Annotated in this window: 23 protein-coding genes and 1 pseudogene; 6 read left to right on the top strand and 18 right to left on the bottom strand. The window is 55.1% G+C overall.

Annotated elements, in window-relative coordinates; all coding sequences use genetic code 11:
* A pseudogene (locus tag Q0796_RS03590) lies at window positions 1-194 on the top strand (IS3 family transposase); the annotation flags it as partial.
* 87 nt (window positions 195-281) lie between these two features.
* Here the strand turns inward: Q0796_RS03590 and Q0796_RS03585 are convergent.
* The gene (locus Q0796_RS03585) at window positions 282-440 is read right to left on the bottom strand and encodes a hypothetical protein (protein ID WP_298440374.1); all 159 of its coding nucleotides are present in this window, start codon (window positions 438-440) and stop codon (window positions 282-284) included.
* A 77-nt stretch (window positions 441-517) separates the two neighbouring features.
* Here Q0796_RS03585 and Q0796_RS03580 point away from each other — a divergent pair, with 77 nt between their 5' ends.
* Together Q0796_RS03580 and Q0796_RS03575 are read left to right on the top strand one after the other, a co-directional pair.
* The gene (locus tag Q0796_RS03580) at window positions 518-961 is read left to right on the top strand and encodes a hypothetical protein (RefSeq protein ID WP_298440373.1); all 444 of its coding nucleotides are present in this window, start codon (window positions 518-520) and stop codon (window positions 959-961) included.
* Window positions 962-1,087: 126 nt separating this feature from the next.
* Entirely contained in the window at window positions 1,088-1,498 is a 411-nt protein-coding gene (locus tag Q0796_RS03575; protein WP_298440372.1) for a hypothetical protein, read from the top strand.
* A 39-nt stretch (window positions 1,499-1,537) separates the two neighbouring features.
* On the opposite strand, the gene Q0796_RS03570 is transcribed toward Q0796_RS03575, so the two are convergent.
* From Q0796_RS03570 to Q0796_RS03530, 9 genes are all read right to left on the bottom strand, one after another.
* On the bottom strand, window positions 1,538-2,482 hold the full coding sequence (locus tag Q0796_RS03570) for a LysR family transcriptional regulator (RefSeq protein WP_298440371.1): 945 nt from the start codon (window positions 2,480-2,482) through the stop codon (window positions 1,538-1,540).
* Window positions 2,483-2,551: 69 nt separating this feature from the next.
* On the bottom strand, window positions 2,552-3,088 hold the full coding sequence (gene idi, locus Q0796_RS03565) for an isopentenyl-diphosphate Delta-isomerase (RefSeq protein WP_298440370.1): 537 nt from the start codon (window positions 3,086-3,088) through the stop codon (window positions 2,552-2,554).
* A gap of 412 nt (window positions 3,089-3,500) precedes the next feature.
* Window positions 3,501-4,994, bottom strand: coding sequence for a PepSY-associated TM helix domain-containing protein (locus Q0796_RS03560; RefSeq protein WP_298440368.1), 1,494 nt, complete (start codon window positions 4,992-4,994; stop codon window positions 3,501-3,503).
* Window positions 4,991-5,689, bottom strand: coding sequence for a hypothetical protein (locus tag Q0796_RS03555; RefSeq protein ID WP_298440366.1), 699 nt, complete (start codon window positions 5,687-5,689; stop codon window positions 4,991-4,993). Before Q0796_RS03555 ends, Q0796_RS03560 begins: the two co-directional genes overlap by 4 nt.
* Window positions 5,679-7,814 carry a TonB-dependent siderophore receptor gene (locus Q0796_RS03550; protein WP_298440364.1) on the bottom strand — a complete coding sequence of 712 codons (2,136 nt, stop codon included), beginning with the start codon at window positions 7,812-7,814 and terminating at the stop codon, window positions 5,679-5,681. The genes Q0796_RS03555 and Q0796_RS03550 overlap by 11 nt, the downstream gene beginning before the upstream one ends.
* Before the next feature lie 349 nt (window positions 7,815-8,163).
* Window positions 8,164-8,727, bottom strand: a complete 564-nt coding sequence (locus tag Q0796_RS03545) for a GNAT family N-acetyltransferase (protein WP_298440362.1) — start codon at window positions 8,725-8,727, stop codon at window positions 8,164-8,166.
* A 156-nt stretch (window positions 8,728-8,883) separates the two neighbouring features.
* Window positions 8,884-9,021: a DUF2256 domain-containing protein gene (locus tag Q0796_RS03540; protein WP_298440360.1), complete on the bottom strand. Its 138-nt coding sequence runs from the start codon at window positions 9,019-9,021 to the stop codon at window positions 8,884-8,886.
* Window positions 9,022-9,335: 314 nt separating this feature from the next.
* On the bottom strand, window positions 9,336-10,625 hold the full coding sequence (locus Q0796_RS03535; RefSeq protein ID WP_298440358.1) for a DASH family cryptochrome: 1,290 nt from the start codon (window positions 10,623-10,625) through the stop codon (window positions 9,336-9,338).
* A gap of 162 nt (window positions 10,626-10,787) precedes the next feature.
* The gene (locus Q0796_RS03530) at window positions 10,788-11,585 is read right to left on the bottom strand and encodes an SDR family oxidoreductase (protein ID WP_298440356.1); all 798 of its coding nucleotides are present in this window, start codon (window positions 11,583-11,585) and stop codon (window positions 10,788-10,790) included.
* 248 nt (window positions 11,586-11,833) lie between these two features.
* Here Q0796_RS03530 and Q0796_RS03525 point away from each other — a divergent pair, with 248 nt between their 5' ends.
* A complete protein-coding gene (locus tag Q0796_RS03525; RefSeq protein ID WP_298440354.1) occupies window positions 11,834-13,213 on the top strand; it encodes a DsbA family protein in 1,380 nt (459 codons plus the stop codon).
* 73 nt (window positions 13,214-13,286) lie between these two features.
* Here Q0796_RS03525 and Q0796_RS03520 read toward each other — a convergent pair whose 3' ends face one another.
* The 4 genes from Q0796_RS03520 to Q0796_RS03505 all read right to left on the bottom strand — a co-directional run bounded on the left by Q0796_RS03520 (window position 13,287) and on the right by Q0796_RS03505 (window position 18,021).
* On the bottom strand, window positions 13,287-13,667 hold the full coding sequence (locus Q0796_RS03520) for a VOC family protein (RefSeq protein ID WP_298440352.1): 381 nt from the start codon (window positions 13,665-13,667) through the stop codon (window positions 13,287-13,289).
* A gap of 101 nt (window positions 13,668-13,768) precedes the next feature.
* Window positions 13,769-14,566, bottom strand: coding sequence for a hypothetical protein (locus tag Q0796_RS03515; RefSeq protein ID WP_298440350.1), 798 nt, complete (start codon window positions 14,564-14,566; stop codon window positions 13,769-13,771).
* Between the two features lie 46 nt (window positions 14,567-14,612).
* Entirely contained in the window at window positions 14,613-16,427 is a 1,815-nt protein-coding gene (locus tag Q0796_RS03510) for an alkaline phosphatase (protein WP_298440348.1), read from the bottom strand.
* A 10-nt stretch (window positions 16,428-16,437) separates the two neighbouring features.
* Window positions 16,438-18,021: an alkaline phosphatase gene (locus tag Q0796_RS03505; RefSeq protein ID WP_298440346.1), complete on the bottom strand. Its 1,584-nt coding sequence runs from the start codon at window positions 18,019-18,021 to the stop codon at window positions 16,438-16,440.
* Between the two features lie 598 nt (window positions 18,022-18,619).
* On the opposite strand from Q0796_RS03505, the gene adhE reads away from it, so the two are divergent.
* The gene (gene adhE, locus Q0796_RS03500; RefSeq protein ID WP_298440344.1) at window positions 18,620-21,220 is read left to right on the top strand and encodes a bifunctional acetaldehyde-CoA/alcohol dehydrogenase; all 2,601 of its coding nucleotides are present in this window, start codon (window positions 18,620-18,622) and stop codon (window positions 21,218-21,220) included.
* A gap of 146 nt (window positions 21,221-21,366) precedes the next feature.
* Here adhE and Q0796_RS03495 read toward each other — a convergent pair whose 3' ends face one another.
* The gene (locus Q0796_RS03495; protein ID WP_298440341.1) at window positions 21,367-21,864 is read right to left on the bottom strand and encodes a GDYXXLXY domain-containing protein; all 498 of its coding nucleotides are present in this window, start codon (window positions 21,862-21,864) and stop codon (window positions 21,367-21,369) included.
* A complete protein-coding gene (locus Q0796_RS03490; protein ID WP_298440339.1) occupies window positions 21,851-23,191 on the bottom strand; it encodes a DUF2157 domain-containing protein in 1,341 nt (446 codons plus the stop codon). Before Q0796_RS03490 ends, Q0796_RS03495 begins: the two co-directional genes overlap by 14 nt.
* A 164-nt stretch (window positions 23,192-23,355) precedes the next feature.
* Here Q0796_RS03490 and Q0796_RS03485 point away from each other — a divergent pair, with 164 nt between their 5' ends.
* Window positions 23,356-24,126, top strand: a complete 771-nt coding sequence (locus Q0796_RS03485; protein WP_298440337.1) for a ribonuclease H family protein — start codon at window positions 23,356-23,358, stop codon at window positions 24,124-24,126.
* Here Q0796_RS03485 and Q0796_RS03480 read toward each other — a convergent pair.
* Entirely contained in the window at window positions 24,123-24,803 is a 681-nt protein-coding gene (locus tag Q0796_RS03480; RefSeq protein WP_298440335.1) for a hypothetical protein, read from the bottom strand. The two genes, Q0796_RS03485 and Q0796_RS03480, sit on opposite strands and share 4 nt — an antisense overlap.
* Before the next feature lie 334 nt (window positions 24,804-25,137).
* A complete protein-coding gene (locus Q0796_RS03475) occupies window positions 25,138-25,887 on the bottom strand; it encodes a hypothetical protein (RefSeq protein ID WP_298440333.1) in 750 nt (249 codons plus the stop codon).
* Between the last annotated feature and the right edge of the window lie 187 nt (window positions 25,888-26,074).

Below are 26,074 nucleotides of genomic sequence, written 5' to 3'. Positions count from 1 at the left end.
TTCGAAGCTTAAAGACAGAATGGGTACCTGCGACCGGGTACAATAATTTTGCTGAAGCCTGGAGCGAAATAGTGCGCTACATCATCGGCTATTACAGTTCCCTCAGACCCCATCATTACAATGGCGGTTTAACGCCCAATGAGTCAGAGCGAAGATACAGGAAAACTTACGAAGCCGTGGCCAAATTTAGTTGACCACTACAGGCGCAGTTACCGGCAAAGTGGTTGAAGTGGTAATCGAAGTTTTCAGTCAACTCGAGAAAGTGCTCTAAGTCGATCAAGTCAATGGCTGCAGTCTGCTAGGATGGCTCCGGCGTTATCGGTGACTAAGGCGCGGCCGCAGTATTCGATCAGTTCCAGATATGGATTCAAGTGGCAGTGTAGCGGCAGATTGAACTGCTCGGTTTGTTGTTGATTAAAGGGCTTGAGTTTGTCTGCCACTACAGTCTGGTTGTGCCCTTTAACTGCACCTTGGTTGTACGTCATTGTATTTTTTTTACTTTAGTCATGGATGATAAATGGTTAAATACAAACAACTTTTTGACTTAGCACACACGTTAGCAGCCAACACTCATGGTTTTTTAGATTCGAAAGGGCCTGGAATCGGCAATCATGCGACCAATCAGTTTGTTACCTTATTGGCTCATAAAGCCCAGATGCATTTTGGCGCGGACTTTTCAGAGCAAAAAATTTGTGGCGACACCAGCCTTGCGGTGGACTATTACTTTCCAGATGAAGGGGTCATTGTTGAGGTGGCACTGGGATTAAGTCGACCCAACTCTGAATTTGAAAAAGACATACTGAAAGCATTAATCGCTAAAGATTTAGGATACCGAGTTGAAAAGTTGGTGTTCTTTGCAAAACCCGGTGGCGTCAAAAAGTGTCAGCAACCCGGGCGGTCGGCAGTAAAACAATGGCTGCACCAGCAAAGCGGGATTGTGGTTGAGGTGTATGATTTTTAGCGTTGCCTGAAGCACAAATGGCGCCAGAGACTGCCATGTTGGTCGCTCGCCATTTACAATACGGTTATTCGATTAAGCGTCTTGGTTTGCGCCAAGGCGCTTTCTGTTTTAGTAGAAGAAAGTGTCATGACGCCATTTGAACAAGAAGTGGTTGCCAGCGTGCTGTGGCAGCTACAGGGATACCGTAAAGGGGTGGTAACTCTGCGGGTTACCACGCGAATTTTGCGTGCCACACTGCGGCGGATCAAACCGAAGCTGGTGGGGCGCAGTGCGGCGCTTCAGCCCGACGAGGCCGCCGATCTTGATCATGCGATCCCACTGAAAGTGGTGGTGGCAAAATTACTTGAATGGCCAGGGGATGAGCTGGCGGTGTTGAGTGCGCTACTGCAGCGTTATCTGGTGGCGGTCGAGCTCACCCAAGATCAACATCGGCGGTTGCTGAAAGAGGCTGGCCTTGCCAGTGACATGCCGCCGCAGTGGGACGGCAACGATGTCTTCGCCCGTTATCATCATGTGGGCATCAGCATCGACTCATAACCCCAGTATCGCTTGGCGGTTGAGCAGTATGCAGGGCGATCAGTTATACAGGCTGTCGTAATTCGGCAGGTGTTGTTGCCAAAAGGCGGGCGCGCCGAGGTACTGTTCAACCGCGTGAATAAACTCCGCCACTAATTTGGTTTGTTTACGGTGGGGGTAAACCGCGTAGATCCCAGTGTCGCCGCAGGATAAACGGTGATCCGTTAACAGCGGCTCCAACTGCAGTTGATCAATAGGCCGTTGCAGATGCGACAGATCAATCAAGGCGTAACCCATCCCAGCCGAGACCGCATCCAGTAAGGCGCGAATGTCGCTGGTGCGGTAGTTGCCGCGCATTTTGGCGGTGATGAGGGCGCCGTTGGGCTCGGCGCTGATCTGCAGTTGATCCCAAATCAGATCGCCGTTGCTGTAGATCACCGCGGGCAGGGCCAACAGTTCTGCCAAAGTGGTGGGGCGACCATGCTGCTGAATAAAATCCTGAGAGGCGACTAAAGCCAGATGAGTGCTGGCTATTTTTTTGGCAATCAAGTTGGAATCGGGCATCTTTCCGATGCGAAAAGCCAAGTCGATGTGATCGGCGATAATGTCGGCTTTCTTATCATCCAGCGCCAAACTGAGTTGCACATCGGGGTAACGCTGCAGAAATTGGGCGATCACCGGTTGCAGGTATTGTTGGCCAAAGTAAACCGGCGAGGCGATCCGTAAGTTACCTTTGGGTTGAGATTGGTAGGCATCGGCAATGCCTTGGATCTGATCCAGCGTCTGCTTCAACGTTTTTGCTTGGGCGAGGATCTCTTCCCCAGCGGGGGTAAGCGAAAATGAGCGGGTAGAGCGGTTCAGCAGCTGCACCCCCAAGTTGGCTTCCAGCTTTTTGATCTGTTTTGACAGCGACGAGTTGTCCATGTCGTGCAACGCGGCGGCTTTGGTGAACGAACCTTGCTGCACCACATCAACAAACAGTAATAACGGGGTAGATAATGCCATTGAGCCTCTTTAAAAAACGGTTGCCGTCGATTCAGGGGGATCGTAACAGGCGTGCGGTTTTATGGCGGCTTAAGCGGCCTGACGGATCCGCTCTAGCCACAAGGTTCGCACCTGTGCGTAGGCTATCTTAAACCATTCAGTATACTGTTCTGGCTGATTTTTCATTTCGTCATCAAGCACATCCAAGCTGACGTAGCGATAGGCGGCGGCTTCCTCTGGGTTCAGCTGTGGCGTGGTGTTGCTGTAGCCAAAAAAGACATGATCCAATTCGTGTTCAATCATCCCCTTATCCAGCTCGGCACGGTAGATAAACTCAAATACCGGCTTCATTTCGCTGTGAAAACCCATCTCTTCAAACAGGCGGCGCTGGGCACCATCGGCGTAGGATTCATGCAGACGCGGGTGGCTGCAACAGGTATTGGTCCACAAGCCACCAGAGTGGTATTTGTGCAGGGCACGCTGCTGCAACATCAACTGATGCTGATCATTAAAGATAAAAACCGAGAAGGCTCGGTGCAGTAACCCAAGACGATGGGCGGCCATTTTTTCTTCGGTGCCTAGAACAACGCCCTGTTCATCGACAACAACCACATGTTCTTCTTGCACAGGAAAGCCCTTACTACTTGGCGACTACAACGGCGGCAATGTTAACAAAGTTGCCACATTGAGACCAAGTTGTACTGAACAGTTCTGCCAGAAAGGCTGTGATGTGCATCGCAATCCGCCAACGATGAGGCGACAACAACAATAAAATCGCTAGTGAAAAAGGCAATGCCAGCCCAATTGACTGGATGGGGAAGCCGTGGTTAATGCCCGATGAGAGTTGTGGTGCGGCTGCGATCAATTTGTCGATAAGACAGGCGGGGCAGGTGCGGTGAGATAGGTTGCATGGCGCGCAGTGATAGCAGCGATGAATGGCGATCCACGTCGCCAGCCACCGCTGCTATGAATTGTACCTAGATGCAGTACCTAGATTTGCCGTGCTTAGAGTTACAGTACCTAGGCTTCAAAGCCGAAGTTAGTTCGCCAACTCCCCTTGTGGGCTGCGGTGTTGGCGATGGCAATGCCACAACCACAATCCCCAGCAACCACTGACGCCGAGCAACAACAGATCGATGTTGATGGCGGCAGCACTGATGGTGTCATCGCGATAATGCCACTGGTGCACCACCGCAGTGATGGCCAGTGCCAGCGCCGTTGCCGCTTTAAAACGTTGGTTTACTCTGTTGGGAGCGGCAGCACGGGCGCAACCCGCAACCACAAAAGCGACGGCGTAGCTGGCTAAGAAGCTCAGCGTCACCGGCAACGCGAAGGTAGCGGCGATGGCAGAGGCACACAGAGCCAGCGGTGCCCCCCAGACGGTGGCAGCCCAGATCCGATCCAGCCCATCTTGGCGATTGCGCTTTTGCAGCCAGATGTTGATGCCAGTTACGCTGATCACGGTTAATGCCAGCCCCAACAGCAAATACATCAGCTTGGTGCCATAGCCGCCAAAGTGACCAAAGTGGATGCGATAGATGGAGTACGCCAATTGGCGCCCAAGGGGGCCGTCGCCCATTTGCTGGTGATCGATGTAGCTGCCATCGCTGTTGAAGCGATAGATTTCGGAGTAGATCAAGCGTTGTGGCAGCAAGGCACCAATTTCGATGTACTGGCCGCTGCCACCGGGTTGCTGCACTACGGCGTACAGCGGCTGAGCCTCTGGTGCGATGGTGGCCAGATTATCGAAGGCGCGATCAACATAGAAGGGTTGGCTGGCTTGGTTGATGACCGGATCATGGCCATAAACATCTTTGATCAAGGCGTTTTGATCGCCCTCGTAAAACAGCGATACCGCCACCAAGATAAAGGGGCCAACCAGGCCAAAAAAAGCACCGGTTAAGCCAATCATCAGATGGAATGGCAGGCCCCACACCGACAACCGATTATGAATATCCACTTGCTTTGGCAGTTCAGCATTAACACGCAGGGTAAAGGCGTCTTTGAAGATCCGCTTATGCGCCAACACTCCGCTGAGGGTTAAACCCACCAGCATCACTCCAAGTAAGCTGACAATCACAATGCCGAGGTTTTTTGGCAGCAACAGGTTGATGTGTAATGCCGTTAACATGGCTGTCCAGCCATCGGTTACATCATCCAAGCGATGACCGCCGCTATCGAGCCAGTATTCACTGCCATTGACCGAAATGTGAGCGCGAGGCAGCTCTGCCGTCGGCAGGGTAATGAACATCTTTTTCGGGTAATCGTCGCGCGCCAGTCCAGCCAAATGCTGGCTAAAGCCCTGTTGAATGGCCTGCGGTGCCATCTGCTGAAACTCTGGGATCTGCGGTTGTTCCCAGCGTTCAAGTTCTGGGTAAAACACCGCGATGCTGCCGCTGATGCAGATCAGATACATCAGCGCCCCAACCAGTAAGCCGATACCCGAATGGCCCAGCAGCATCCGTTTCGATAACGAGGCGGGGGCGGCGCTGCGGTTAGGCTTGAACGCGGCTGCAGTGGTGTCTGTGTTCATAATAGAAATCTCCCTAGCCACAACGATGCCGCCGTGGTGGCAGCCAGCAGCATGGCGCAGTGGCGCAGCAGCGTTTGGCTGTAACTCAATACCACGGCGATGGTGCCCCAAAGCAGCGGAAACAACACCGCGGCCAGCACCAGCTGATCAACGCGGGGTAACGGCAAGCTGGTAAACAGTGCCATGGCGATGGCAACGGTGGCGATCGCGCCCACCAACACAATCAATAACGTTCGTCCCAGTACTGAGCCTAAGCGGTACTGACGCAGCGGATCTTGGCGTAACGCATCGGCGCCAACCCGTGGTGCCGGGATCAACGCGGGGGCACTACTGCTGCCCAGTTCAGAGCGCATCAAAATCAGGCTGATGGCAACGGCAAACAGGGCGATTAGGTTGTAGATAACCCCAAACTCAACCCCATAGGCGTGGATCCATAATGGCGTGGCCGCGAAGATGGCGAGCCAGCCACAGGGCATGATCAACTTGGCGGGGGTGCGCTGTTGCCACGAACCATAGAGCAACGCGGTGCCAAGGCTGCACAGCAGCAGCGCCAACAGGGCGGTGACGTTAGGGCTAATGTGAATTACCCCCGCTGGAACAGCGAGGGGAGCGGATGGAGCGGTGGATGCCGTTGCCGCAGCACTGACAAGCAGTGCTGCGGCAAGCGCCATAACGGTGATGGCATTAGAAGGCATAGCGGAGGCTACCGACGATGGTACGTTCGTCACCGGCGAAGCAGTCACCACGGGCAAGGCAGGTGGCGTAGTACTGCTTATCAAACAGGTTACGGGCGTTTAATTGCAGCTGCACTTGCTGCCACTGGTAGCCGATCATCAAATCCACCAAGGTGTACGACGGGGTGCGAATGTTGTCGTAGATCTGCAGTCGTGATTCGGTGCCACCGAAGGATTCACCCACATAACGTGCGCCAAGGCCACTGCGGAAACCGTCGAATTGACTCGGCTGGTAGCTGATCCACGCAGACGCTTGCTGCTCTGGCACCGAGGCCAGTTTGTTGCCGTTGGCGTCGTTGTGATCCAGCACACTGGCGTTCAGTTCAACGGTCACATCGCCGATGCGACCCATCGCTTCCAGTTCGACCCCGGTTACTTCGGCCACGCCGCTTTGCTGTTCCACGTTACCCGGCTGCGCGTTGGGATCGTTAAGGTTGCTTTGCTCGATATCGAAATAGGCCAGTTGCACCATGGCCGGCCAACCCTCTGGCTGGTATTTCAAGCCCAGCTCCCATTGCTCGCCACGCATCGGTTGCAGGGCTTTACCGGCGCCATTGTCACCCACTACCGGATCGAAGGATTCGGCGTAGCTGGCGTAAGGCGACAGACCAACATCAAATTGGTACATCAAGCCCGCGCTGAAGCTCACTTCATCGTCGCTTTGGCTGTCGCTGGCGGTGGTGGTTTCGGTGTCGTCGAAGCGCAGCCCTAAGGTTAACAACCACGATTCGTAGCTGATCTGATCGCTAATGTAGATGCCTAAGTCTTTGCTGTCGGTGTCGGGTTTAACCGCGTAGGCGGCATCCAGCGCAGCGGCCGGTGGCACATTGCCGTAGCTTGGGTTAAACGGGTTAATCCAGTAGCTGTCGTCGCTGGCCAGTGGGTTGGTGAAATCAAGGCCAACGGCAAAGGCGAAGTAACCGGCGCTGCCGATGGTGACATCTTGGTATTGGGTGCCGAACAGCAGTTCGTGTTCCATTCCGGCCAGCATCACATTACCGCGCAAGCGCAGATCAATCGCCGCTTGTTCTGAGGTGCCATCTTTGCGGTAAAAGCTGCGTGGGGCTAAGCCCAGTGGGTGCAGTGACCCGTCGCGTAAGCCGATGAAGGTTGCGCTAGGGATGAACGAGATCCACGCCTGTTGGTAATCCACCGAAGCATCGGTGTAGCGGCCGGTGAATGACGCCGACCAGTCGTCATTGAAGTAGTGTTCGCCAATCAAGGTCACCGACAGAGTTTCGGCTAGGTATTGGTTGTAATCCGGATCGCCCACGTAGGTTGAAGGAGCCATTTTTTGGCCGTTGGGCGCAGTGTGCAAGGTGCCAGAAACCGGTAAAAACTGCGCCGCGGTGTCGCTGTCGGTGTCGGTGTAGTTCAGCAGCAGCGTAAGTTGGTTATTGTCGTTGGGCTGCCAAGTTAACGAGGGCGCCAACATCACCGTGTTGTCTTCCACGAAATCCACTTGGGTTTCGGTATCGCGGTAAAGCCCAACCATGCGGTACAGCCACTGGCCGTCGTCGCTCAGTTGGCCGGTGCTGTCCAGTGCCAGCTGTTTGTGATCAAAGCTGCCGTACTCCAGCACCAGTTCGTGGGCACTCTCTTGCTTTGGGGTTTTGCTGACTAAGTTGATCAAACCACCGGGAGAGCCTTTGCCGTACAGCACCGAGGCGGGGCCTTTCAGCGCTTCCACTTGCTCTAGGGCGTACACGTCGGGGCGGGTGTTATTGTTGTTGCCAAACAGCGATTGCAGCGAATCACGGTACTGGGGCACTTCAAAGCCACGAATGCGAACCCAATCGCCCCGTGTGGCGTAGCCATAGGTTTCACCATTCACCCCAGCGGTGTAGGTAAAGGCATCATCTAATCGTAACGCGCCTTTTTCAATCAGCTGTGTGTCGGTTTCTACCGAGATTGAACGGGCGGTTTCCATGATCGGAGTTGCCGATTTGGTGGCGGAGTAAAACGATAATTGACCAACAACTTCAATGCGTTCGATATCTTCAGCGGCAGTTTCTGCGGCGTAGGCAGGGGCGCTTAAGGCAAGAGCGATGGCAGTGGCTACGGCACTGTGGGCAACAACTTTCATGGATCACGATGTCCTTGTGATTATAGTAAGGGTAATGCAAACGAGAGCTATTATCGTTTCCATTAAATAAATTTCAACAACTAATGAAACTTATTTTCAAACCAGTGCAACATTGAGTGGGTTTTGTTGGCCGCACGGGGGGCTTGTGGGCGAGGGGCGGCATGATTGGCGCAGAAGGTTGGCCTGGAATATTGGCTGAACCGGCGCCAGCTGGATCTCGGCGCTCAGCATTCAGCTGGTGCGCGCAGAATAAGGATCCAGAGGGAATGGCGGCAGAGAAGGGCAGTGCAGTGATGGCGCGCTTGAGCCGTGGATTGAACGCCGGTTAAGCCGAACGGAGGCAGCCTAGTTAGCTGAACTGAAACTGGTAGGGGTTCCGCTTGGTGGTAACAATGTGATCCTCTAATTTGCCATTTATCTGCAAATAGTCACGTTCTAGCCCAATGGTTTCAAACCCTAAACGCTGCAGCACGTTGCCGCTGCGCTGATTGCTGGGCATGTAACCGGCGCTGATTTGCGCCAGCTGGCGCTGGGCAAAAAGGTACTCAATACTGGTCGCCACAATTTGGGTCATCCGCCCTTGCCCTTGTTGATATTGGTCAAGGCTGTACCCCATAAAGCAGTTGCGATTCAGCTGCCGATCAATTTGGGTGAAGTTGCAGCTGCCGATCATCATCTTGCTGCGGTTATCGATGGCGCATAGGTGCACCGATTCGCCCCGTTGAAACTGCCGTAGCCGCTGTTGCAGCAGTTGCTGCCAATAGGACAGCTGATAAAAACCGCTGGGGCGTTTGGGCTCCCACTTATTCAAGTGCAATTGATTGCTGCGGTAATACTTAACGGCGGTGGCGGCTTCTTGCGGCTGCAACAGCCGTAACGTAAACGACTCGCAGGGCAAAACAGGAAGATTCAAGGCGCTAGGCTCCAGCAACAAGGGGGACAGCAATGATACGCATTTGCCGCGGCCGCAGCTGGGCAAAAAACCGAACCAACATGGTGTTATCTGCTGATTTTCGGGTTGATGCGGTCGTTTATACTGGTTACGGCTAACGCCTAAGTGCTGGTTTAGTTAAGGTTTTTTGGGGCGCGGGCGATCCGAGCTGATGCGGACGTTATCCCATTCGCGTTGCCATTTTTTACGCCATACGAAGGGGCGCAAACAGGCCAAGCAGATTTTTTCGGTGGGTGGGGATTTGCTGTCATTCATGGCGTATTCCTTGTATCGAAGCGATCACATTGGCGCCATATTCCTTATCTACTGCGGGGGCGGCGATAGTGTTAACTATAGGTGGCGCCGTTGCTGCTGCCATGCTGGGGCAGCGGCAATCGGCCAAGTAACTGATTTAAAATATGATGTTGTTTGGCGTGGCTTCGGTGCACGGGGGCGAACGGATGCCGCTTTGGGTGGTAGGCCGTACTCCGCTGCGGCGGCCATGCTCAGCAGCACTCACTCAGGCTCTTTATTCAAGTGAACGACTGCCGTGCGCGACTCGAATTCATCATGCGAACGCTTTACTCGAATCACTGTTGCCAGTTCAGCTCGCCGCTGGCGGTCAGTGGGGTGGCTTCGGATTGCCACCGACGGCGGTAACGGTGTTCGGGATCAAACCGTTCGCTTTGCTGCTGCAGATCCAGCGGCTTGCCGTCATCCGGATCGCTGCTTACCCCCGCAATGTGCTGCCAGTTACCCCAGTTGCTGCCGCAGTCGTAATCCAATAGGTGATGTTCAAACCACGCCGCGCCATAGCGCCAGTCCACTTGCAGCTGGTGCACCAAACAACTGGCCGCCAGTTGGCGGGCGCGGTTGCTGATGTAGCCGGTGGCCAGCAGTTCGCGCATGGCCGCATCCACGATGGGGTAGCCGCTGTTGCCGTGACACCAAGCGGTGAACCGGTTGGAGTAGAAGCTGGTTAATGGTCGCTGGCCGCAGCTGCCCGCGAATTTGAATAAGCCATCGCCGTGGCTAAGGCCATACCATTGCCAATATTCCCGCCGCAGTAACGCCTGTTTCAGCGCTTCGCCGTTGTCGCTGTCGTTGTGCAGGGTTTGGTATTGGCTGATGGCGGCGTAGCTTTGTCGTGGGCTGATGCAGCCTTGACCAAGCCAGAGCGACAGTTTGCTGCTGTTGTGCCAGCCCTGCAGTGCATCACACTGGCTGTGGTAGTGGTTTGGCTGCTCGCTTTCAAAGTATTGCGCCAAATGGCGCAGGCCATCGTTTTCGCCACCAATCACCGATAACGCATCGGTGTCGGCCTGTAAGCCCACGGTTGAATGTGGGGTTGATGGTGGCAAGGTGGCTGGGGCTAACAGCGGTGCTGCGATGGCGAGGGGATCAACCTGCAGCAGAAAGTCGGCCATGGTCTTGGGGCAGTCGTTTATGGCAAACGGCAATTGCGCTAAGTCGTATAACGTCGCGCCGTCTTCTTCACGCCAAAACACATCCGGATGGTGCGCGGTTAAGCGTTGCCATTGGCGCTGCTCATCAATGCCGACTTGGCGACTGCGAACCACCCGCGACACCTGATGCTGGCTGATCAACTGGCTGATGATCCCCACCGGCGAGCCGTGAAAGATCAATAACTGTTGCTGTTGTTTGCAGAGATTGGCGTGCAAGTTGTTCAGGCATTGCACCATAAACTGCCAGCGCATCTTGCCAACGGCGGCGTTGTGGTAACGCTTTGGTTTAAACCAGTTGGGATCGATGCAATAAACAAACAGCAGTCGGTCGGTATTGTGTTTGGCTTGTTGCAGCGCAGGATTGTCGTGCAAGCGCAGATCTTGCCCCAGCCAATACAGCGTTGTGTGTCCCATGCCGCTTCTCCTCGTTTGCATCGGCTCGGGCTGATCTTTGGAGCCGCCAGCCAGATCTTATTAGCTAGATGTAGCTTAATATCGGCCAGTTAGCGACGTGGCTGTAAAACAAAAAGCCGCTCAAAATGAGCGGCTTAGACAGAGCAACGGTAACCTAAATCATTACAGGGCGCGGATAATGCCGCCTTCAACCCGCAACGATTGGCCGTTCATGGCACGGTTGCTGGTGAGATACACCGTGGATTCGGCCACTTCTTCAACCGTCACAAAACGCTGCAGCAACGACGTTGGCTCGTGTTCGGCAAAGTAGCTGTCGATCAGATCCTGAGCGGGTTTGCCCTCTTTGGTGGCCAAGCTATCAAAGTAGTTTTCAACCCCTTCGGTCCAGGTTGGCCCCGGCAGTACCGAGTTAACGGTTACGTTTTTGCCTTTGGTTAATTCTGACAAAGCACGGGATAGGCTTAGCAGCGCGGTTTTGGTGACGCTGTAATGCACCATCTGCCCCAGCGGTTTAATGGCGCATTCACTGGAGATGTTAACGATGCGGCCGTAATCTTTTTCCAACATGGTTGGTAACAGGGCGCGGGATAAACGCACCGCACTTAAGATGTTCACATTGAAGTAGTGCATCCACTCGTCATCGCTGATCTGCTCAAACGCTTTTACTTCAAAAATACCGGTGTTGTTGATCAAAATGTCGATGCCGCCGGCTGCGGTTAGCTGGGCCACTAAGGCGTCAGTGGCTGCGCTATCGGCCAGATCAGCCACGGCGGTTTTCACCTTGCCTTGGGCGTTAAATTGGCTGGCCAGTTCATTGGCGGTGGCATCACAACGGGCTTGATCACGACCGTTAATGTATACGGTGGCGCCTTCTTTGAGGTAGGCGGCAGCAATCGCTTTGCCAATGCCAGAGGTCGAGCCGGTAACCAGTACATTCTTATCGTTGAGCTTCAGATCCATGGGACAATACCTGTGGTTTCAATTCGTGCTGTCAGTGTAGATCCTGTTTGTCATCAGATTAAATGACCATTCGTAATGCTTTTGATAACAAAACGTTATTATCTGCCGCGGGCATCAGCGGCATGCACGGGAATGCGTGGCCGTACCGAGTGGCTGCGGTTTTTTACGGGTTTTGGCTGGGCTGTGATTGTGTTCTGTCAGTGCTTAGCCGTAAGTTGGGGGGTACGGATGCAAGCCATGGATCGCTGATGAACTCTCGTATACGTGCTTTGGCGGCGCGATGGATAGCCAGTAACACAACGCGGCAAGCCAAACGCCTGTGGCGGGAATGGGCGCGCAAAGTCAGCGGCCGTCGCCATCAACTGCAGGTGTTTGTGGCCATTGATGATCCCTACAGTTATCTGCTGCTGCAGGCACTGATTACGCTCCAGCAGCAGTTTCAGTATGAATTGGTACTGCGAACCGTGCGGGATAAGCCCCAAGCGTTCTATCCGGATCTGGTTCATTGGCGTCGCCACAGCGTGGTTGATGCGGGCTATCTGGCTAAGCGCTATCAGTTGCAGTGGCCAGTGGCGCAACCCCAAAGCGAACAATTGCACTGCACCGAGCGGCTGAATAGTTTTACCGCGCAGCTGTTGCTGGCCGAGCAAGGGCAACAGCCACTGGCTGGCATGCTTGAGCTGTTTCATCAGTATTGGCAGGGGCAGTCGATTACGGCCGCGATTTTAGCGGCGCCGTTGCAATCTCAGCTGCAATACAATCAGGCCACGTTGCGGCGCTTGGGGCACTATTACAGCGGCATGGCCTATTACGAAGGCGAATGGTATTGGGGGCTGGATCGGTTATGGCACCTCCAACAACGCTGGCTGCAGCTGGGGCTGGCGGTCGATCCAAAAGCGATAAGCTGGTTTGATCATACCCAACTGCGGTTTGGGGCTGGCAGCAACACCAATGCGATCCACCACCCCGGCACCGCCCATCCCGGGGAGAGAACAGAGAAAAAAGGGCAGCCATTGCGGTTCTATTTCTCGGCGCGCAGTCCCTATTCCTACCTTGCCTTAGAACAGCTGGTTAAGTTGAGCTGCCATTATCAGCGGCCCTTGCAGATAATGCCGGTGTTGCCGATGGTGATGCGCGGTTTGGCGGTGCCAAACTGCAAGAAGATGTACATCTTCTTAGACACCCAGCGCGAAGCCCAGCGCCAGCGGTTGCCCTACGGCTATGTGGCGGATCCCTTGGGCAAAGCGGTTGAGCATTGCTACGCCTTGTTCGCTTATGCCCAGCAACAGCATAAAGAAGTGGCGTACTTGCTGGCGTTTGCGCGGGCGGTGAACAGCCAAGGCCATTACGCCGATACCGAAGCGGGGATGCGTACTATTGTGGAGCAAGCGGGGCTGTCTTGGCAGCAGGCGCGGCCACTGTTGAGCGATAACAGCTGGCGGGGTTGGGCACAGGAAAACCTGACCGAGTTGCAACGGCTGGGGCAGTGGGGCGTGCCCTGCGTGCAATACGGCGAAATGGTGGTGTGGGGCCAAGATCGGTTGTGGTTGATCGAGGAGCAGCTGCTGGCGGAATCGGCCGCATTTAACGATGTGATGGTGCCGTTAAGCGCTGGCGAACCAGATTAACTGAGCCCAGCACCGTGGCTGAGATAAGCAAAAGCCCGCCATGACGGCGGGCTTTTGCTATCACACTAACCGGTTACTGCGGGCGGTGCATGGCGCAGATTTTATTGCCGGATGGATCGCGCAGGTATGCCAGATACAGGCTCATTCTTGGGTTCGAACGCAGGCCCGGTGGCTCTTCGCAATCGCTGCCGCCATTGGCTAAACCGGCAGCGTGCCACGCATTGGCTGCTTCTGCCGTGGCTGCGGCAAAGCCGATGGTGCTGCCGTTGCCGTGGGTTGCGGCCTCACCATCAATGGGCTTGGTTAGGGCAAAAATGCCGCTGTCGGTAAAGTAAAAACAGCGCCCCTTGTCATCGATCACCCCAGGCTTATGACCCAATTCAGCAAGAATGGCATCGTAGAAGGCTTTGGATGCCTCGATGTCGTTGGCACCGATCATGATGTGGCTAAACATAAAAATATTTCCCTATTACATGGCGTTAAAAGTTGTTGCTGGTCACCACCATGCCACCACTGCACGGCCATTGGAAAGGGCAATGGTGCCAAAAGGGCGCACTAGTGGGCGGTTATTCCTTGCAGCGGTTTAAACCCTAAGCTGATCATCTGCCGTAAAAAGGGATCCTGTTCGTTGTCGCCAATATCGGCAAAGTCGACCGCTTGGTACTGATCGCGCTGGGCAAAAAAGGCGTCGATGGCTTGGGGTTGATGATCAATGCCTATCAGTTGCAGTTGCCACTGAGAGTGGGGAGCTTGCACCTGCCAGTATTGCGGTAGCTGCAGCTGGTTCAGCCAGTGCAGGGTCACGTGGCGCTGGTCTTGTTGGCCACGGTAGTGACGCAGCGCAGCGCATTCCTGCGACAGCTGCTGAGGCTGTTGAGGTTGAGGCTGTAAGGTCAGTTGGCTAAACAGAGCCGGTGGCACCAGTTGGTAATGCTGTTGCCATTGGCTGTTGCCCCCGCGCTGGCGCAGTTCGCTGCTGGCGTAATCGATGCTGCGCTGGTGATCATCATAGTGGCGCGAACTGATCAGTCGTTGATTGCTCAGCTTGGTCCAGCTTTGGCTGTGTTGGGCGCCAATGTCGGCCATGGCGACGCGGTTGCCATGACGCACCAGCTGTAAGGTGGTTACCTGCGGCGCTTGGCCATGCTGTTGTTGGGTTAAACGGTAGCTGGCGATCAGCTGATCCGCTGGGCACTGGTTGTTTGCTGAAACTGACGCAGACAACAGGGCGAGGAGCAGCAGCGCCCCCGCGAATGCTCGCTGCGGCCAAGCGCCAGCGCGGTAGCCTGAGTGAGCCCAGTTACGTGGGGCGATGGTTGGGGCGATGGTTTGCGGTATTGGAAAGTGATTCATTGGGGCTCCAAGAACCCGCTTGGCATGGCCAAGCGGGTGCGCTGGGTTAATTCAGGATGGCGTCGGCGCTGCGGCTGAGATCCGCCGCGTAGTCGATAGCGTGGAAGATAAATTGCTGTTCGTTGGTGCCGGTCAGTAACGCCGCGCCGGGGCCAGAAGCGTGAATGCTCACGTCTTCGGCAGCGTGGGTTTCCGAGCTGCGCGGCACCAAACTCTCTTGGTGAAAACCGGGGTTGCTGCTATCAACAAACAACAGATCCTGACGGCCCGCATCCACATCCATGTCGTAGCGATCATCGGCATCGGTGCTGCTGCCTAAATCGGCAAAGCCACGGCCGTTGGTGTAGCCCACGGTGGTGTAAGGCATGCCATCTTTTGCCAGTGACGGCGCGTCGGATCCCACCGGCACCACTTTGCCCAGAATGGGGTTGCCGCGCTTAGGGTAACCGGCAATGGTGAACACATGGCTGTGATCGGCGGTAACGATGATCAGCGTTTCTTCGGGGTTGGTCATCGCCATCGCTGCGGCTACGGCTTCATCCAGTTCGATGGTGTCGGTTAAGGCGGCGTAGGCGCTGCCCGCATGGTGACCGTGGTCGATGCGACCGGATTCCACCATCAAGAAGAAGCCCTCGTCGTTGTTATCCAGTACCTCAATCGCTTTGCTGGTCATCGCGCGCAGCGAAGGCTCTCCGGCGATGTCGTTGTTGCGATCCGCTTCGTACTGCATGTGGGATTCGTTAAACAGGCCAAAGATGTGCGTGCTGGATTCGGTGTCTAAGCCGTTAAAGCCAGTTTTATCGAAGACGTAGCTGCCATCGGGGTAGCGGGCTTGCCATTCGGCGGTCAGATCGCGGCCATCGGTGCGATCCCCTTCGGTGCTGGAACGGGCATCGGGGCTATTGAAGTTGGCGTCTTTAGGCAGGAAATGACGCCGCCCACCGCCCATCACCACTTCAAGGCCATCCACCTCTAACCCGGCGTAGCGGGCTTCTAGGTTGGTTTCAAAGTTAACCAGCTGCGACGCGATGTCTTCACAGCCCGCATCAATGGCGGCTTGGGGCATATCCGAGATATCTTCCCAGTTGCGATCCGCGGATTTGGCGTAGGTGGCGGCTGGCGTGGCGTGGGTGATGCGGGCGCTGGAGATGATGCCGGTGGACTTACCGCCGATCTCCGCCAATTCAAGGGCGCTGATCAATTCGTTGCCGCTGACGCTGCTGCAATCACCACGGACAATGTCTTCATCTACGCCAATCACGCCCACGTCGGTTTTGACGCCGCTCATGATGGCGGTCATGGTGCCGGCAGAATCTGGGGTTTGGGCATCTACGTTGTAGGTTTTGGCAAACCCAGCGTAGGGCAGTGTTTCAAAGGCCAGGCGATGTTCTTCGCCCAAGCCGCCATTAAGCTGACCGGCTAAAATGCGGGCGGCGGTGACGGTGGATACGCCCATGCCATCGCCCACAAACAGGATCACGTTTTTGGCTTGGCCTCGCAGCGCTTGGTAATCGATGGCGCTGGCCACATTAGCCGCTTCGGTGCGATACCAGTTGTTGCTGGTGGTGTTGGTGAGCATCGAATCGGATTGCGGTGGCTCGGAGCCAGCGACGCAAGCGTAACTGGTTTGGCTGACTTCATCGCTGCTTAGCAGGCCATCGCGATTGAGATCGAGGCCGGTATCGGTTTGCAGGCCGCCATTGGGGCAGTGGCTATTGCCTACGGCCAGAGTCGTGGTGTTTACAAGGCTGTTCAGGCCGTTACTGCCATCGCTGCCGTTGGTGCCGTTGGTGCCGTTGTCGCCATCGCAACCGGCTAATAGGGCCGTGGTTACCGCCACGCTGATGATTAACTTGTTCATGTTGTTCTCCTTATTGCTCGGCGGTCAGTTGCAGGGCTTGTTCGATAAGATGGAAGACCTGATTTTGTTCAATCACGCCGTGGGCACGGTGGGCACCGGGGCCGCTGGCGTGCAGGGTAACGTCTTCACCAGAATGGGTTTCGCTGGAAAGCGGCACCAAGGATTCTTGGTGAAAGCCCGCGCTTTGGGTATCCACGTTACTCAGATCGTGGCGGCCGTTGTTATTGCTGTGGCTGTAGATGGCGTCGGCGTTGGTTTCGTCCCCCAGTGCCGCCATACCTAAGCCATTGGTGTAGCCCACGGTGGTGTAGGGCAGGCCATCGGCGGCTAAGCTGGGCTCACTGGCGCCAACGGCCACCACCTTGCCTAGGATTGGGTTGCCGCGTTTGGGGTAACCGGCAATGGTGAACACATGGCCGTGATCGGCGGTCACCAAGATCAAGGTGTCGTCGCCCGCACTGGCTTGCGCTGCAGCGACGGCATTGCTCAGTTCGATGGCGTCGGTCAGGGCGCTGTAAGCACTGCCAGCGTGGTGACCATGATCCACTCGACCCGACTCCACCACCAGCAGGTAACCGTTGGCGTTGTTATCTAAGATCTGCATCGCTTTGGTGGTCATCTGGGTTAACGACGGTTCACCGGCGATGTCGTTGTCGCGATCCTGTTCATACTGCATGTGGGATTCGTTAAAGAGTCCCAGCACGCGCTCGGTGGTTTCGCTGTTGATGCCATCAAATCCGGCTTGGTCGATAACGTACTGACCGTTGGGGTAGGTGGCTTGCCATTCGGCGGTGAGATCGCGGTTATCGGTGCGATCCCCTTCAATGGCCGAGGCCGCATCGGCGCTGTTAAAGCTGGCCTGTTTCGGCAAGAAATGCCGGCGACCGCCGCCAAACGCGACTTCGATGCCATCCACATCACTGCCGGCGATACGGGCTTCTAGGTTGGCTTCAAAATTGACTAATTGGCTGGCGATGTCTTCGCAGCCGGCATCAATCGCCGCTTGGGGCATATCCGAGATATCTTCCCAGTTGCGATCCGCCGATTTAGCGTAAGTGGCTGCGGGGGTTGCGTGGGTGATGCGGGCAGTCGAAACAACGCCGGTGGCTAAGCCTTTCAGCTCGGCTAATTCCAATGCCGAGATCACTTCGTTGCCGTACACGCTGGCGCAATCGCCGCGCACAATGTCTTCATCCACGCCAATCACGCCAACGTCGGTCTTTAGGCCGCTCATCATGGCGGTCATGGTGCCGGCGGAATCGGGGGTTTGGGCATCAACGTTGTAGGTTTTCACCAACGCGCTGTAAGGGAAGCGTTCGAAGCTGAGGTAGCCCTCTTCGCCCGTGTTGCCCTGTTGCTGGCCTTGCAGAATACGGGCTGCCGTTAGAGTGGTGATCCCCATGCCGTCGCCCACAAACAAAATCACATTCTTTGCGTTCTCAACCTGAGTGCGCGCCAGCTTGGTGTTGAGCTGGGTTTGAGAATCACTGAACCAGGGGCTAGTGCTTTGATGGTTGGGTACGACCGCCGCAGAAGCTGTGGACGACAGCACGGTGGCCACCGCAACAGCCGAAAGAAGACGTTTGGCTAACATGTTGTTTTCCTTGTATGGATTTCCTATGACGCGGCCAATCAATGGTTGGCCAGCTGCGCCTACTGTGGTGGATCCATGTTGCTGTGCGGTTGGGGTTTGATGACGATGTGGTGTCCGTTGGCTTACAGCCAGATAACGGTAGGATGTGTTTTAGATGAAAGTTGCCTACATACCTATCCGGAGTGCAAGCTCAAAGTGACAACCGCGCGGTAAGGGAGCGGGTGATGCAACACGGCAGCAGCAGTGGCTCGATGCCGTTAAACCGCTGGGCAACAAAGAACGAACGGATCCGCAATGGCCTAAGGAGGGGGCAGGGGAGATGCAGTGTTGAGAGGCTTAAGCCAAATTAGGGGCTGCTGCTTTTATCAGCAAACGGGCAAGTTAACCGAACGGTTGCTGAAACATTTTACTAAAATGCTGTTTTATTGATGATTATTTGTCTTTGAATATCAGCATTATGTAAGTTAATTACACCAAAGGGGTAGTAGTGTGGATTAGGTCACGGTCTGCTTGGATTATTTCTTCTAATTTGAAGCTAAAGAAGATTTAGCCAAGCCCGAATTGGCTAAGTATTTTTAAAATCATAGGGAGCCAACTCATGGCAGTTAAAACTTCAGCAGAACTGGATCTGTTAATGGAACGTGTGGCGAAAGCGCAGGCGGAATTCGCCAGCTTTAGTCAGGAAAAAGTGGATGAAATTTTCCGCGCCGCCGCTTTTGCTGCCGCCGATGCGCGCATCAGCTTGGCCAAGATGGCCGCCACCGAAACCCGCATGGGGGTATTGGAAGATAAGGTGATCAAAAACCACTTTGCGTCCGAGTACATCTACAACAAATACAAAGATGAAAAAACCTGCGGGATTTTAGAAGAAGACGCCACCTTTGGCACCATCACCATTGCCGAGCCTGTTGGGATCATCTGTGGCATCGTGCCCACGACTAACCCAACCTCTACCGCCATTTTTAAAGCGCTGATCAGCTTAAAAACCCGTAACGGCATTGTGTTTTCGCCACACCCACGGGCGAAAGTTGCCACCACCACCGCAGCCAAGCTGGTGCTGGATGCGGCGGTTGCGGCTGGGGCGCCAAAAGACATCATTGGCTGGATTGATGAGCCAAGCGTGGCTTTGTCTAACCAGCTGATGACCCACGATCGCATCAACCTGATCTTGGCCACCGGTGGCCCAGGCATGGTAAAAGCCGCCTACTCATCCGGTAAGCCAGCCATTGGCGTTGGGGCGGGCAACACCCCAATTGTGATTGATGAAACCGCCGACATTAAGCGCGCCGTTGCGTCGATCCTAATGTCAAAAACCTTCGATAACGGCGTGGTCTGTGCGTCTGAGCAAGCGGTTGTGGTGGTTGATGAAATCTACGACCAAGTAAAAGAACGCTTTGGCAAACATGGCGGCTACTTGCTGAGCGCCAAAGAGAACAAGGCGATGCAGCAGGTTATCTTAAAAGATGGCCACTTAAACGCCGATATCGTGGGTCAAAGTGCGGCCACCATCGCGCAGATGGCGGGCATTGAGGTGCCAGCGTGGACCAAGGTACTGATTGGCGAAGTCACCAAGGTGGCGGAGCAAGAAGCCTTTGCCCATGAAAAATTGTCGCCGCTGCTGGGCATGTACCGCGCCAAAGATTTTGCTGAAGCGATGGACACCGCCGAAGCCTTAGTGGCACTGGGTGGCATTGGCCACACCTCGGGTTTATACACCGATCAAGATACCCAAGTTGAACGGGTTAAGCAGTTTGGCTTCCGCATGAAGACCGCCCGCATTTTGATCAACACCCCGGCATCTCAAGGCGGCATTGGCGATCTGTACAACTTTAAGTTGGCGCCATCACTCACCCTTGGTTGTGGTTCTTGGGGCGGCAACTCCATCTCTGAAAACGTTGGCCCAAGCCACCTGATCAATAAAAAGACCGTAGCGAAGCGAGCAGAAAACATGTTGTGGCACAAACTTCCGTCTTCCATCTACTTCCGTCGTGGCAGCTTGCCAATCGCTTTGGAAGAGTTGAGCGATAAGAAGCGCGCCCTGATCGTGACCGACAAGTACCTGTTCAACAACGGTTACTGTGACGAAACCATCCGCATCTTAAAGAGCCAAGGGTTAGAAACCGAAGTGTTCTACGAAGTGGAAGCGGATCCTACGCTGGCGGTTGTGAAAGCGGGCACCAAGGTAGCGCAAAGCTTCCAGCCAGACGTGATCATCGCCTTGGGTGGCGGTTCACCGATGGACGCGGCCAAAATCATGTGGGTGATGTACGAGCATCCAAACGTTGATTTTGCGGACTTGGCGCTGCGCTTTATGGACATTCGTAAACGCATCTACAAGTTCCCGAAATTGGGCGTAAAAGCACAGATGGTGGCGATCCCAACCACCTCGGGCACCGGCTCGGAAGTGACCCCATTTGCGGTGGTCACCGATGAGAAAACCGGCCAGAAATACCCGCTGGCGGATTACCAATTGACGCCGAACATGGCGATTGTGGATCCGAACCTTGTGATGGATATGCCCAAATCATTGACCGCCTTTGGTGGCATTGATGCGGTAACCCACGCACTGGAAGCCTATGTTAGCGTGATGGCGAACGAATACAGCGACGGCCAAGCACTGCAGGCGTTGGATCTGCTGTTTAAGTACCTGCCCGACTCGTACGCCAAAGGGGCTGACGCTCCGGTGGCGCGGGAAAAAGTACACAATGGCGCAACCTTGGCGGGCATCGCCTTCGCCAACGCGTTCTTGGGTATTTGTCACTCGATGGCGCACAAGCTGGGGGCAGAGTTCCACCTGCCACACGGCTTGGCGAACGCGCTGCTGATCAGCAACGTGATCCGCTTTAACGCCACTGACGTGCCAACCAAGCAAGCGGCCTTCAGCCAGTACGATCGGCCACAGGCGTTGTGTCGTTACGCCGCCATTGCCGATCACTTAGGCTGCACCGGCAGCAGCGATGCCGAGCAGGTAAACCGCCTGATTGAGATGATTGAACAGCTCAAAGCGTCCATCGGTATCCCTGCGTCTATCCAAGACGCGGGCGTTAACGAAGCGGACTTCTTGGCGAAGTTGGATGAGCTGGCGGAAGACGCCTTTGATGATCAGTGCACCGGCGCAAACCCGCGCTACCCACTGATTGCTGAACTGAAGCAGGTGCTACTGGCCAGCTACTACGGCAACCCATACAGCGACAACTAAGCGCAAACCGACACGACCGTTAACGAAACGACCAAGGCCAGCATCTGCTGGCCTTTTTTGTGAGGGTAACCTTGTGATGAACAGCGTCACTCGCGCATGATTAAGCCGCTGCAACGCTGGTCGCTGCATCGTTCATTGATTATTCGCTAGGGTTCGAGCGCCACCAAACGAGCTTGGCCACGGCTATCTACCCGCACCCGCACAATGGCGCCATCGCGTAACTTGGCTTCGGTGGCGAGGGCTTGTTGCTTGGGCAGAAACAGCGCTTCAATGCCGTAGCGAATGCGGCGACTGCTGATGGGGTTCGGCACCCGCCCGCGCAGATAAAGGCCGTTGCTTGGCGGCATTGGGCTGAGCCCAGCAAACTGGTAAAGGCCATCGGCGTTGGCTTCTAAACGGATGTAAAAGGGTTGGCTTGGGCGCAGCTGTGCCTGTTGCAGCTGCTCGGTACTGGGGCGCAGTTGCGGGTAGTCCAGGATCACGTAGTTGCCGCGCAACAAAGAACGAGGATCTACGGGTTGAGCGGCAAGGCGGATTTCCGTGCCCGTCAGCAGCGGCAGCTGAGCCAGCAGCAAAGCGGCAACGATGATCAGCAGTTGCAGGAGCAGCGCGGCCCCCAGCCAGATTGGGTTAGGTTTCGTCATGGCTGGGCTCCGTGGCGGCGGGGTGGCCGTGGCGTTTATGCCAAAATCTGGCGGCGGCAAACAGCAGCAGCGCAAACAGCAAAAACAGCAGCGCCGCGCTAACGTAATCGCCAATTAAATCGGTGTAGCGCAGCAGTGCCACTAATAAAAGGGTGCAGAGCCCTAAATAGAAGTGGTGGGCGTAACCGGTTTGAATGCCCAGATGCACCAACCAACAGCTGTAGCCAACCAGTAAGAGATTGCTGGCGATCTGCAGTTGATCCGCGGTCAGCCACGCTGGCGAGGTAAACAGCAGCCAACCCAGTGCGGTGAGACAGAACCACAGCAGCAACCAACGTGGCCATTGTTGCCGTTGCAGTAGCAATGTGGTGATGGCAATGGCGGCGGTTGCCAGCAACAGTTGCGGCAGGTGTCGCCAAGGCAGACGCAGCAGTTCACGCCAGATCTCATCGAAGGTGAAGATCAGCCCTAGCAACACGGTCACGCGGATGGTCCAGTTGCCCAGCAATGGCCCGTACTGATGGCCACGAGCCCACGGCTGTTGCTGCCAATATTGGCTTAACGCCAGCGCCAGTGGCAGCAGCATTACTGCCAACAACGATTGTTCGCTTTGCCACCGGCCGCTGTAGTCATCCAGCAGCAGGTAGCCAAAGCCAAACAGCAACCACAGCCCCGTGGCAACCACAGTAAGCAGCAGTAAGCTGTGGCTGCTGTCGCCTCGGCGCAATTGCCAAGCGGCGGCAAGCAGGAACAACCACATTAGGCTGGGCATGATGTGCAGATCGGCTTCAACCCCAAACCACAGCAGCGCGAGCAACAGCGTTTGCAGCATCAGCAGGCGGCTGGGCACCAGTAGCGCGACCGGTAAACAGCCCAGCGCCCACCAGAAGATCCCGTCGGGCATGTGCTCGCCTAAGTGGTAGATCTGCGCGGTAAGAATTAGCCCTGCGCCAAAGCAGATGTTGCCTAAAAACAGCAAGCCAACGCCCTGTTGCTGCTTGCCTTGGTGCAGCTGCCACCACGCCAACCCTTGCACGGTGGCGGTAAGGGTAATCAAACCCAACATGCGCCCCAAGCGGGGCAATTCTTGCCAGTTCGCCCCGATCAGGGTGATCAAGCCCAGCCCCACAAACAGCAACGCCAACGCTTCAAGCACGCGCAGGCTAAAGCGCGTGTCAACTTGACCCACGTGGCGCCCATAACGTTGGCATATCGCCTCGGCTTGCTGCTGATTGATGATCCCGTCATCGAGCCAACGCTGGCTTTCTGCGCCGATCCGTTGTTTGAATTGGTTTGGCAACGGCTTATTTTCCTTAACAATGGCCACGGGTTGCATGCTATCAAAGTCGGTTTGGATTACAAATTGAACGCTGTTGTGCAGCCCTTATTCAGCCGTAGGTTAGGGCGATAAAAGCGCTTGCAAATGGGGCTTAAAAGCTCGACAGTCAGGCAATTATTGCAGCGAACAACAATCAATAGGCGGATCTGAGCTTGGCAAAATTTTATGTGGTGTGGCAGGGGCGCAAGCCGGGGATCTATTCCGACTGGAACAACTGTAAAGCGCAGGTCGACGGCTTTGCTGGGGCACGCTACAAGTCGTTTAAGACACAGGCAGAAGCCAGTGCCGCCTTTAACAATAAGCCGACTGTGGCTGGAACGGGCACTCGCCGCAGTGGCGCGGCCAGCAAGGCCAGTGCTAAGCCTGCGAAGTTAACCGAAGCGCAGATCCAAGTGCAGATGAAAACCGCGGCCATGGCGATTTTTTGCGATGGCGCCTGCGATCCCAACCCCGGCCAAGCGGGCACGGGCATGGCGGTGTACCGTTATGGGGAACTGACTCAGTGCTGGTATGGCTTATACAACCCAATGGGCACCAACAACACCGCTGAGCTACTGGGGCTGCACCACGCGTTGCTGATGGCGCAACAGCATCAAGGTGAAGATAAGGTGCTGATCTATTCCGACTCGGCGTACAGCATCAATGCGGTAACCCAGTGGGCTAAAGGTTGGCAAGCCAAAGGGTGGAAACGCGGCGCGAATGAGCCAGTAAAAAATTTAGAGATCATCAAACCGCTGTATGAGCTGTATCTGCAAGTGGCCGATCGGGTGATCATTGCACACGTGGCTGGCCATGCGGGGATCGAAGGCAATGAATTGGCGGATCGGATGAGCGTGGTGGCGATAACCGAGCGGGAAAGTGATTTGGCGCAGTACACGCCACCGCTCGACATCAATGAGATCTTGGCACTGGCGCGAGGCTAATCCGCCACGGCTAACTGCGATCCCACACTAAGGCTTTGCACCAAACGTTGCAGTTGTTGCCGCTGCGGCTCTGGCAGTGGGCACTGTTGCTGCAATTGGCGAAACAGCAGTTGCGCTTGTTGGTAGCTGTTGTGCTGGGCTTGCTGCTGCAGTGGACTGGATTGCGGATGTTGTTCTACCGTTTGGGCGCTGTACAACATCTGCCACGCACCCTTGGCGGTCGCTTTATCACATAAGTCGATGGTGGTTTGCGGCGTTAACGCCGCACGCGGGGGGGATAACGGGGCTTGTTTGGCAACATGCTGCCAAGGTTTGGCTAGGATGGCGATAGGCCCAAGCTGTTGATCCTGGCCGGTTGCAGCCACGGCCAGCTGATGAAATTCACCTTGGTAACGTATGGTGAGCTGCGCCTGAGGCCGCGCCTCGTTAAACAGGCGCTGATGCAGCGGTACGGTGGTTGGGTGAACAGTGAAGTGACCGCGATTGTCGCTGGCACAAAGACTGGCCGATTTGTTATCCCGATACCAGATCTGAGCCCCAACCACAGGGCGGAGGGTCTTAGCGTTCAACAGCTGGGCAGAGATCTGTGGGGTGGCCGCGCTGGGTGCCGTTGATAGGCAACCGCTGAGCAACATCGGCAGCGACATGGCCGCTACGGTGGTAACGATACAACGCATCGACAGTCCTTGTCGTGGCTCTAAAAGTGTCTGCCAGTATCACCCAAAAGCAATTATTGTGATAGGTGTCACATTAACTTTTCTGTTGCAGACGCTTCTTCCGCTTTTTTTTAATCGACTGGCGCCGTCGCCAACATGGGATCAAGGCCGCCACTGCAACCACTGCCAATGGTGCCCAAATCACAAGGGTAAATAACGTGTTAGCCATGGAATCCACACAAGTTTAGGGCCGTGTATGGATTGTATGCCTAGTGGGCCCTGCCGCCGCCAATTAGTGCGAACATAAACAGGGAAATGCGCGCTAAATCATACATTTGCCATAGGTATGAGCAAATTATTCGCGTGAATCTAATATCCGTACTGAGTGCTCGGCTTGTCGGTACGCTTGCTGGGCGGTTTTGTTTTTTCTGATCTCAGTTAACGACGGAATTTTCATCGCTAGGGTCAGCGGTTTATTGGATAGTTTCAGTTTGCGCCATTTACCGTTTTTGTTTTCGTACACAGTGAGAAAAGCGTTGATCACTAACTCTTCGTTATTGGCGCCACGCTTGTTGTGCCCCAATTGATGGATTGGGTAATAGTGGCGGTTGGGTTTGTAATCCATGCCCGCGGGGATCCAAAACTCGTAACGCAGCTCATCATCTTTACTGGCACGGATGGGGGAATTGATGATCAGCGGCTGTTTGAAGTACTGGCTCTTTTTGCTGGCAAAGGGAATGGCTTCAATCTGTTCGCCATCAATGGGCGCCGCGGTGCAGGTGGGGCGAGCTAAAAAGCCCTTGGTGTAACGAAACATCAAACAAGCGGTTTCGCTGCCCACTCGGCGGATCCCTTGGTAAAAATTTGGATCGTAGACCATCTGCTGCACTTTCCAGCGTAAGCCATCTTGCACCAGATCTTCCGTTAATAGGCCGCTGACCAAGGCTCGCTGTTGTGCTGTTGGCATATACCAATCATCGTTGCTGAGTGCCTGCTCGTATGGGGGGAGATGATCCACATTCTTATAATAATTTGGGTACGTGTGCTTCGCTTGCGCCGTGGTTGCGCCCAGTCCACACAGCAGTGCCATTGCCCAGCCTTTCATTAAATCCCCCTCCTTGGTTGTTACATTTATGTAACTGAATTCGCAGGCTAATGCAATTTGTTAATGGATCGATTGAGTCATAATTTGCGGGGTGGTGATTTTAACTCGACTGTTGTTTTGCTCAATCCAGGCGGATCGTACTGCGGTGTTGATGCTGTTGGCCACTCTGGCCAAAAAGGGCGTAACA

This window comes from uncultured Ferrimonas sp. (genome assembly GCF_947489035.1).
Lineage (GTDB): Bacteria > Pseudomonadota > Gammaproteobacteria > Enterobacterales > Shewanellaceae > Ferrimonas.
The sequence above is the reverse complement of the archived record's forward strand: the minus strand, read 5'-3'. Positions and strand labels throughout refer to the sequence as shown.

Bases quoted from the DNA above. Each gene is read 5' to 3' on its own strand.
- Q0796_RS03580 (WP_298440373.1), top strand. From the start codon at position 518: ATGGTTAAATACAAACAACTTTTTGACTTAGCACACACGTTAGCAGCC.
- Q0796_RS03520 (WP_298440352.1), bottom strand. From the start codon at position 13,667: ATGTTTAGCCACATCATGATCGGTGCCAACGACATCGAGGCATCCAAA.
- Q0796_RS03570 (WP_298440371.1), bottom strand. From the start codon at position 2,482: ATGGCATTATCTACCCCGTTATTACTGTTTGTTGATGTGGTGCAGCAA.
- Q0796_RS03540 (WP_298440360.1), bottom strand. From the start codon at position 9,021: ATGAATGACAGCAAATCCCCACCCACCGAAAAAATCTGCTTGGCCTGT.
- Q0796_RS03480 (WP_298440335.1), bottom strand. From the start codon at position 24,803: ATGCGTTGTATCGTTACCACCGTAGCGGCCATGTCGCTGCCGATGTTG.
- Q0796_RS03505 (WP_298440346.1), bottom strand. From the start codon at position 18,021: ATGTTAGCCAAACGTCTTCTTTCGGCTGTTGCGGTGGCCACCGTGCTG.
- Q0796_RS03495 (WP_298440341.1), bottom strand. From the start codon at position 21,864: ATGACGAAACCTAACCCAATCTGGCTGGGGGCCGCGCTGCTCCTGCAA.
- Q0796_RS03525 (WP_298440354.1), top strand. From the start codon at position 11,834: ATGAACTCTCGTATACGTGCTTTGGCGGCGCGATGGATAGCCAGTAAC.
- Q0796_RS03550 (WP_298440364.1), bottom strand. From the start codon at position 7,814: ATGAAAGTTGTTGCCCACAGTGCCGTAGCCACTGCCATCGCTCTTGCC.
- Q0796_RS03530 (WP_298440356.1), bottom strand. From the start codon at position 11,585: ATGGATCTGAAGCTCAACGATAAGAATGTACTGGTTACCGGCTCGACC.
- adhE (WP_298440344.1), top strand. From the start codon at position 18,620: ATGGCAGTTAAAACTTCAGCAGAACTGGATCTGTTAATGGAACGTGTG.
- Q0796_RS03515 (WP_298440350.1), bottom strand. From the start codon at position 14,566: ATGAATCACTTTCCAATACCGCAAACCATCGCCCCAACCATCGCCCCA.
- Q0796_RS03575 (WP_298440372.1), top strand. From the start codon at position 1,088: ATGACGCCATTTGAACAAGAAGTGGTTGCCAGCGTGCTGTGGCAGCTA.
- Q0796_RS03535 (WP_298440358.1), bottom strand. From the start codon at position 10,625: ATGGGACACACAACGCTGTATTGGCTGGGGCAAGATCTGCGCTTGCAC.
- Q0796_RS03510 (WP_298440348.1), bottom strand. From the start codon at position 16,427: ATGAACAAGTTAATCATCAGCGTGGCGGTAACCACGGCCCTATTAGCC.
- Q0796_RS03555 (WP_298440366.1), bottom strand. From the start codon at position 5,689: ATGCCTTCTAATGCCATCACCGTTATGGCGCTTGCCGCAGCACTGCTT.
- Q0796_RS03560 (WP_298440368.1), bottom strand. From the start codon at position 4,994: ATGAACACAGACACCACTGCAGCCGCGTTCAAGCCTAACCGCAGCGCC.
- Q0796_RS03475 (WP_298440333.1), bottom strand. From the start codon at position 25,887: ATGAAAGGCTGGGCAATGGCACTGCTGTGTGGACTGGGCGCAACCACG.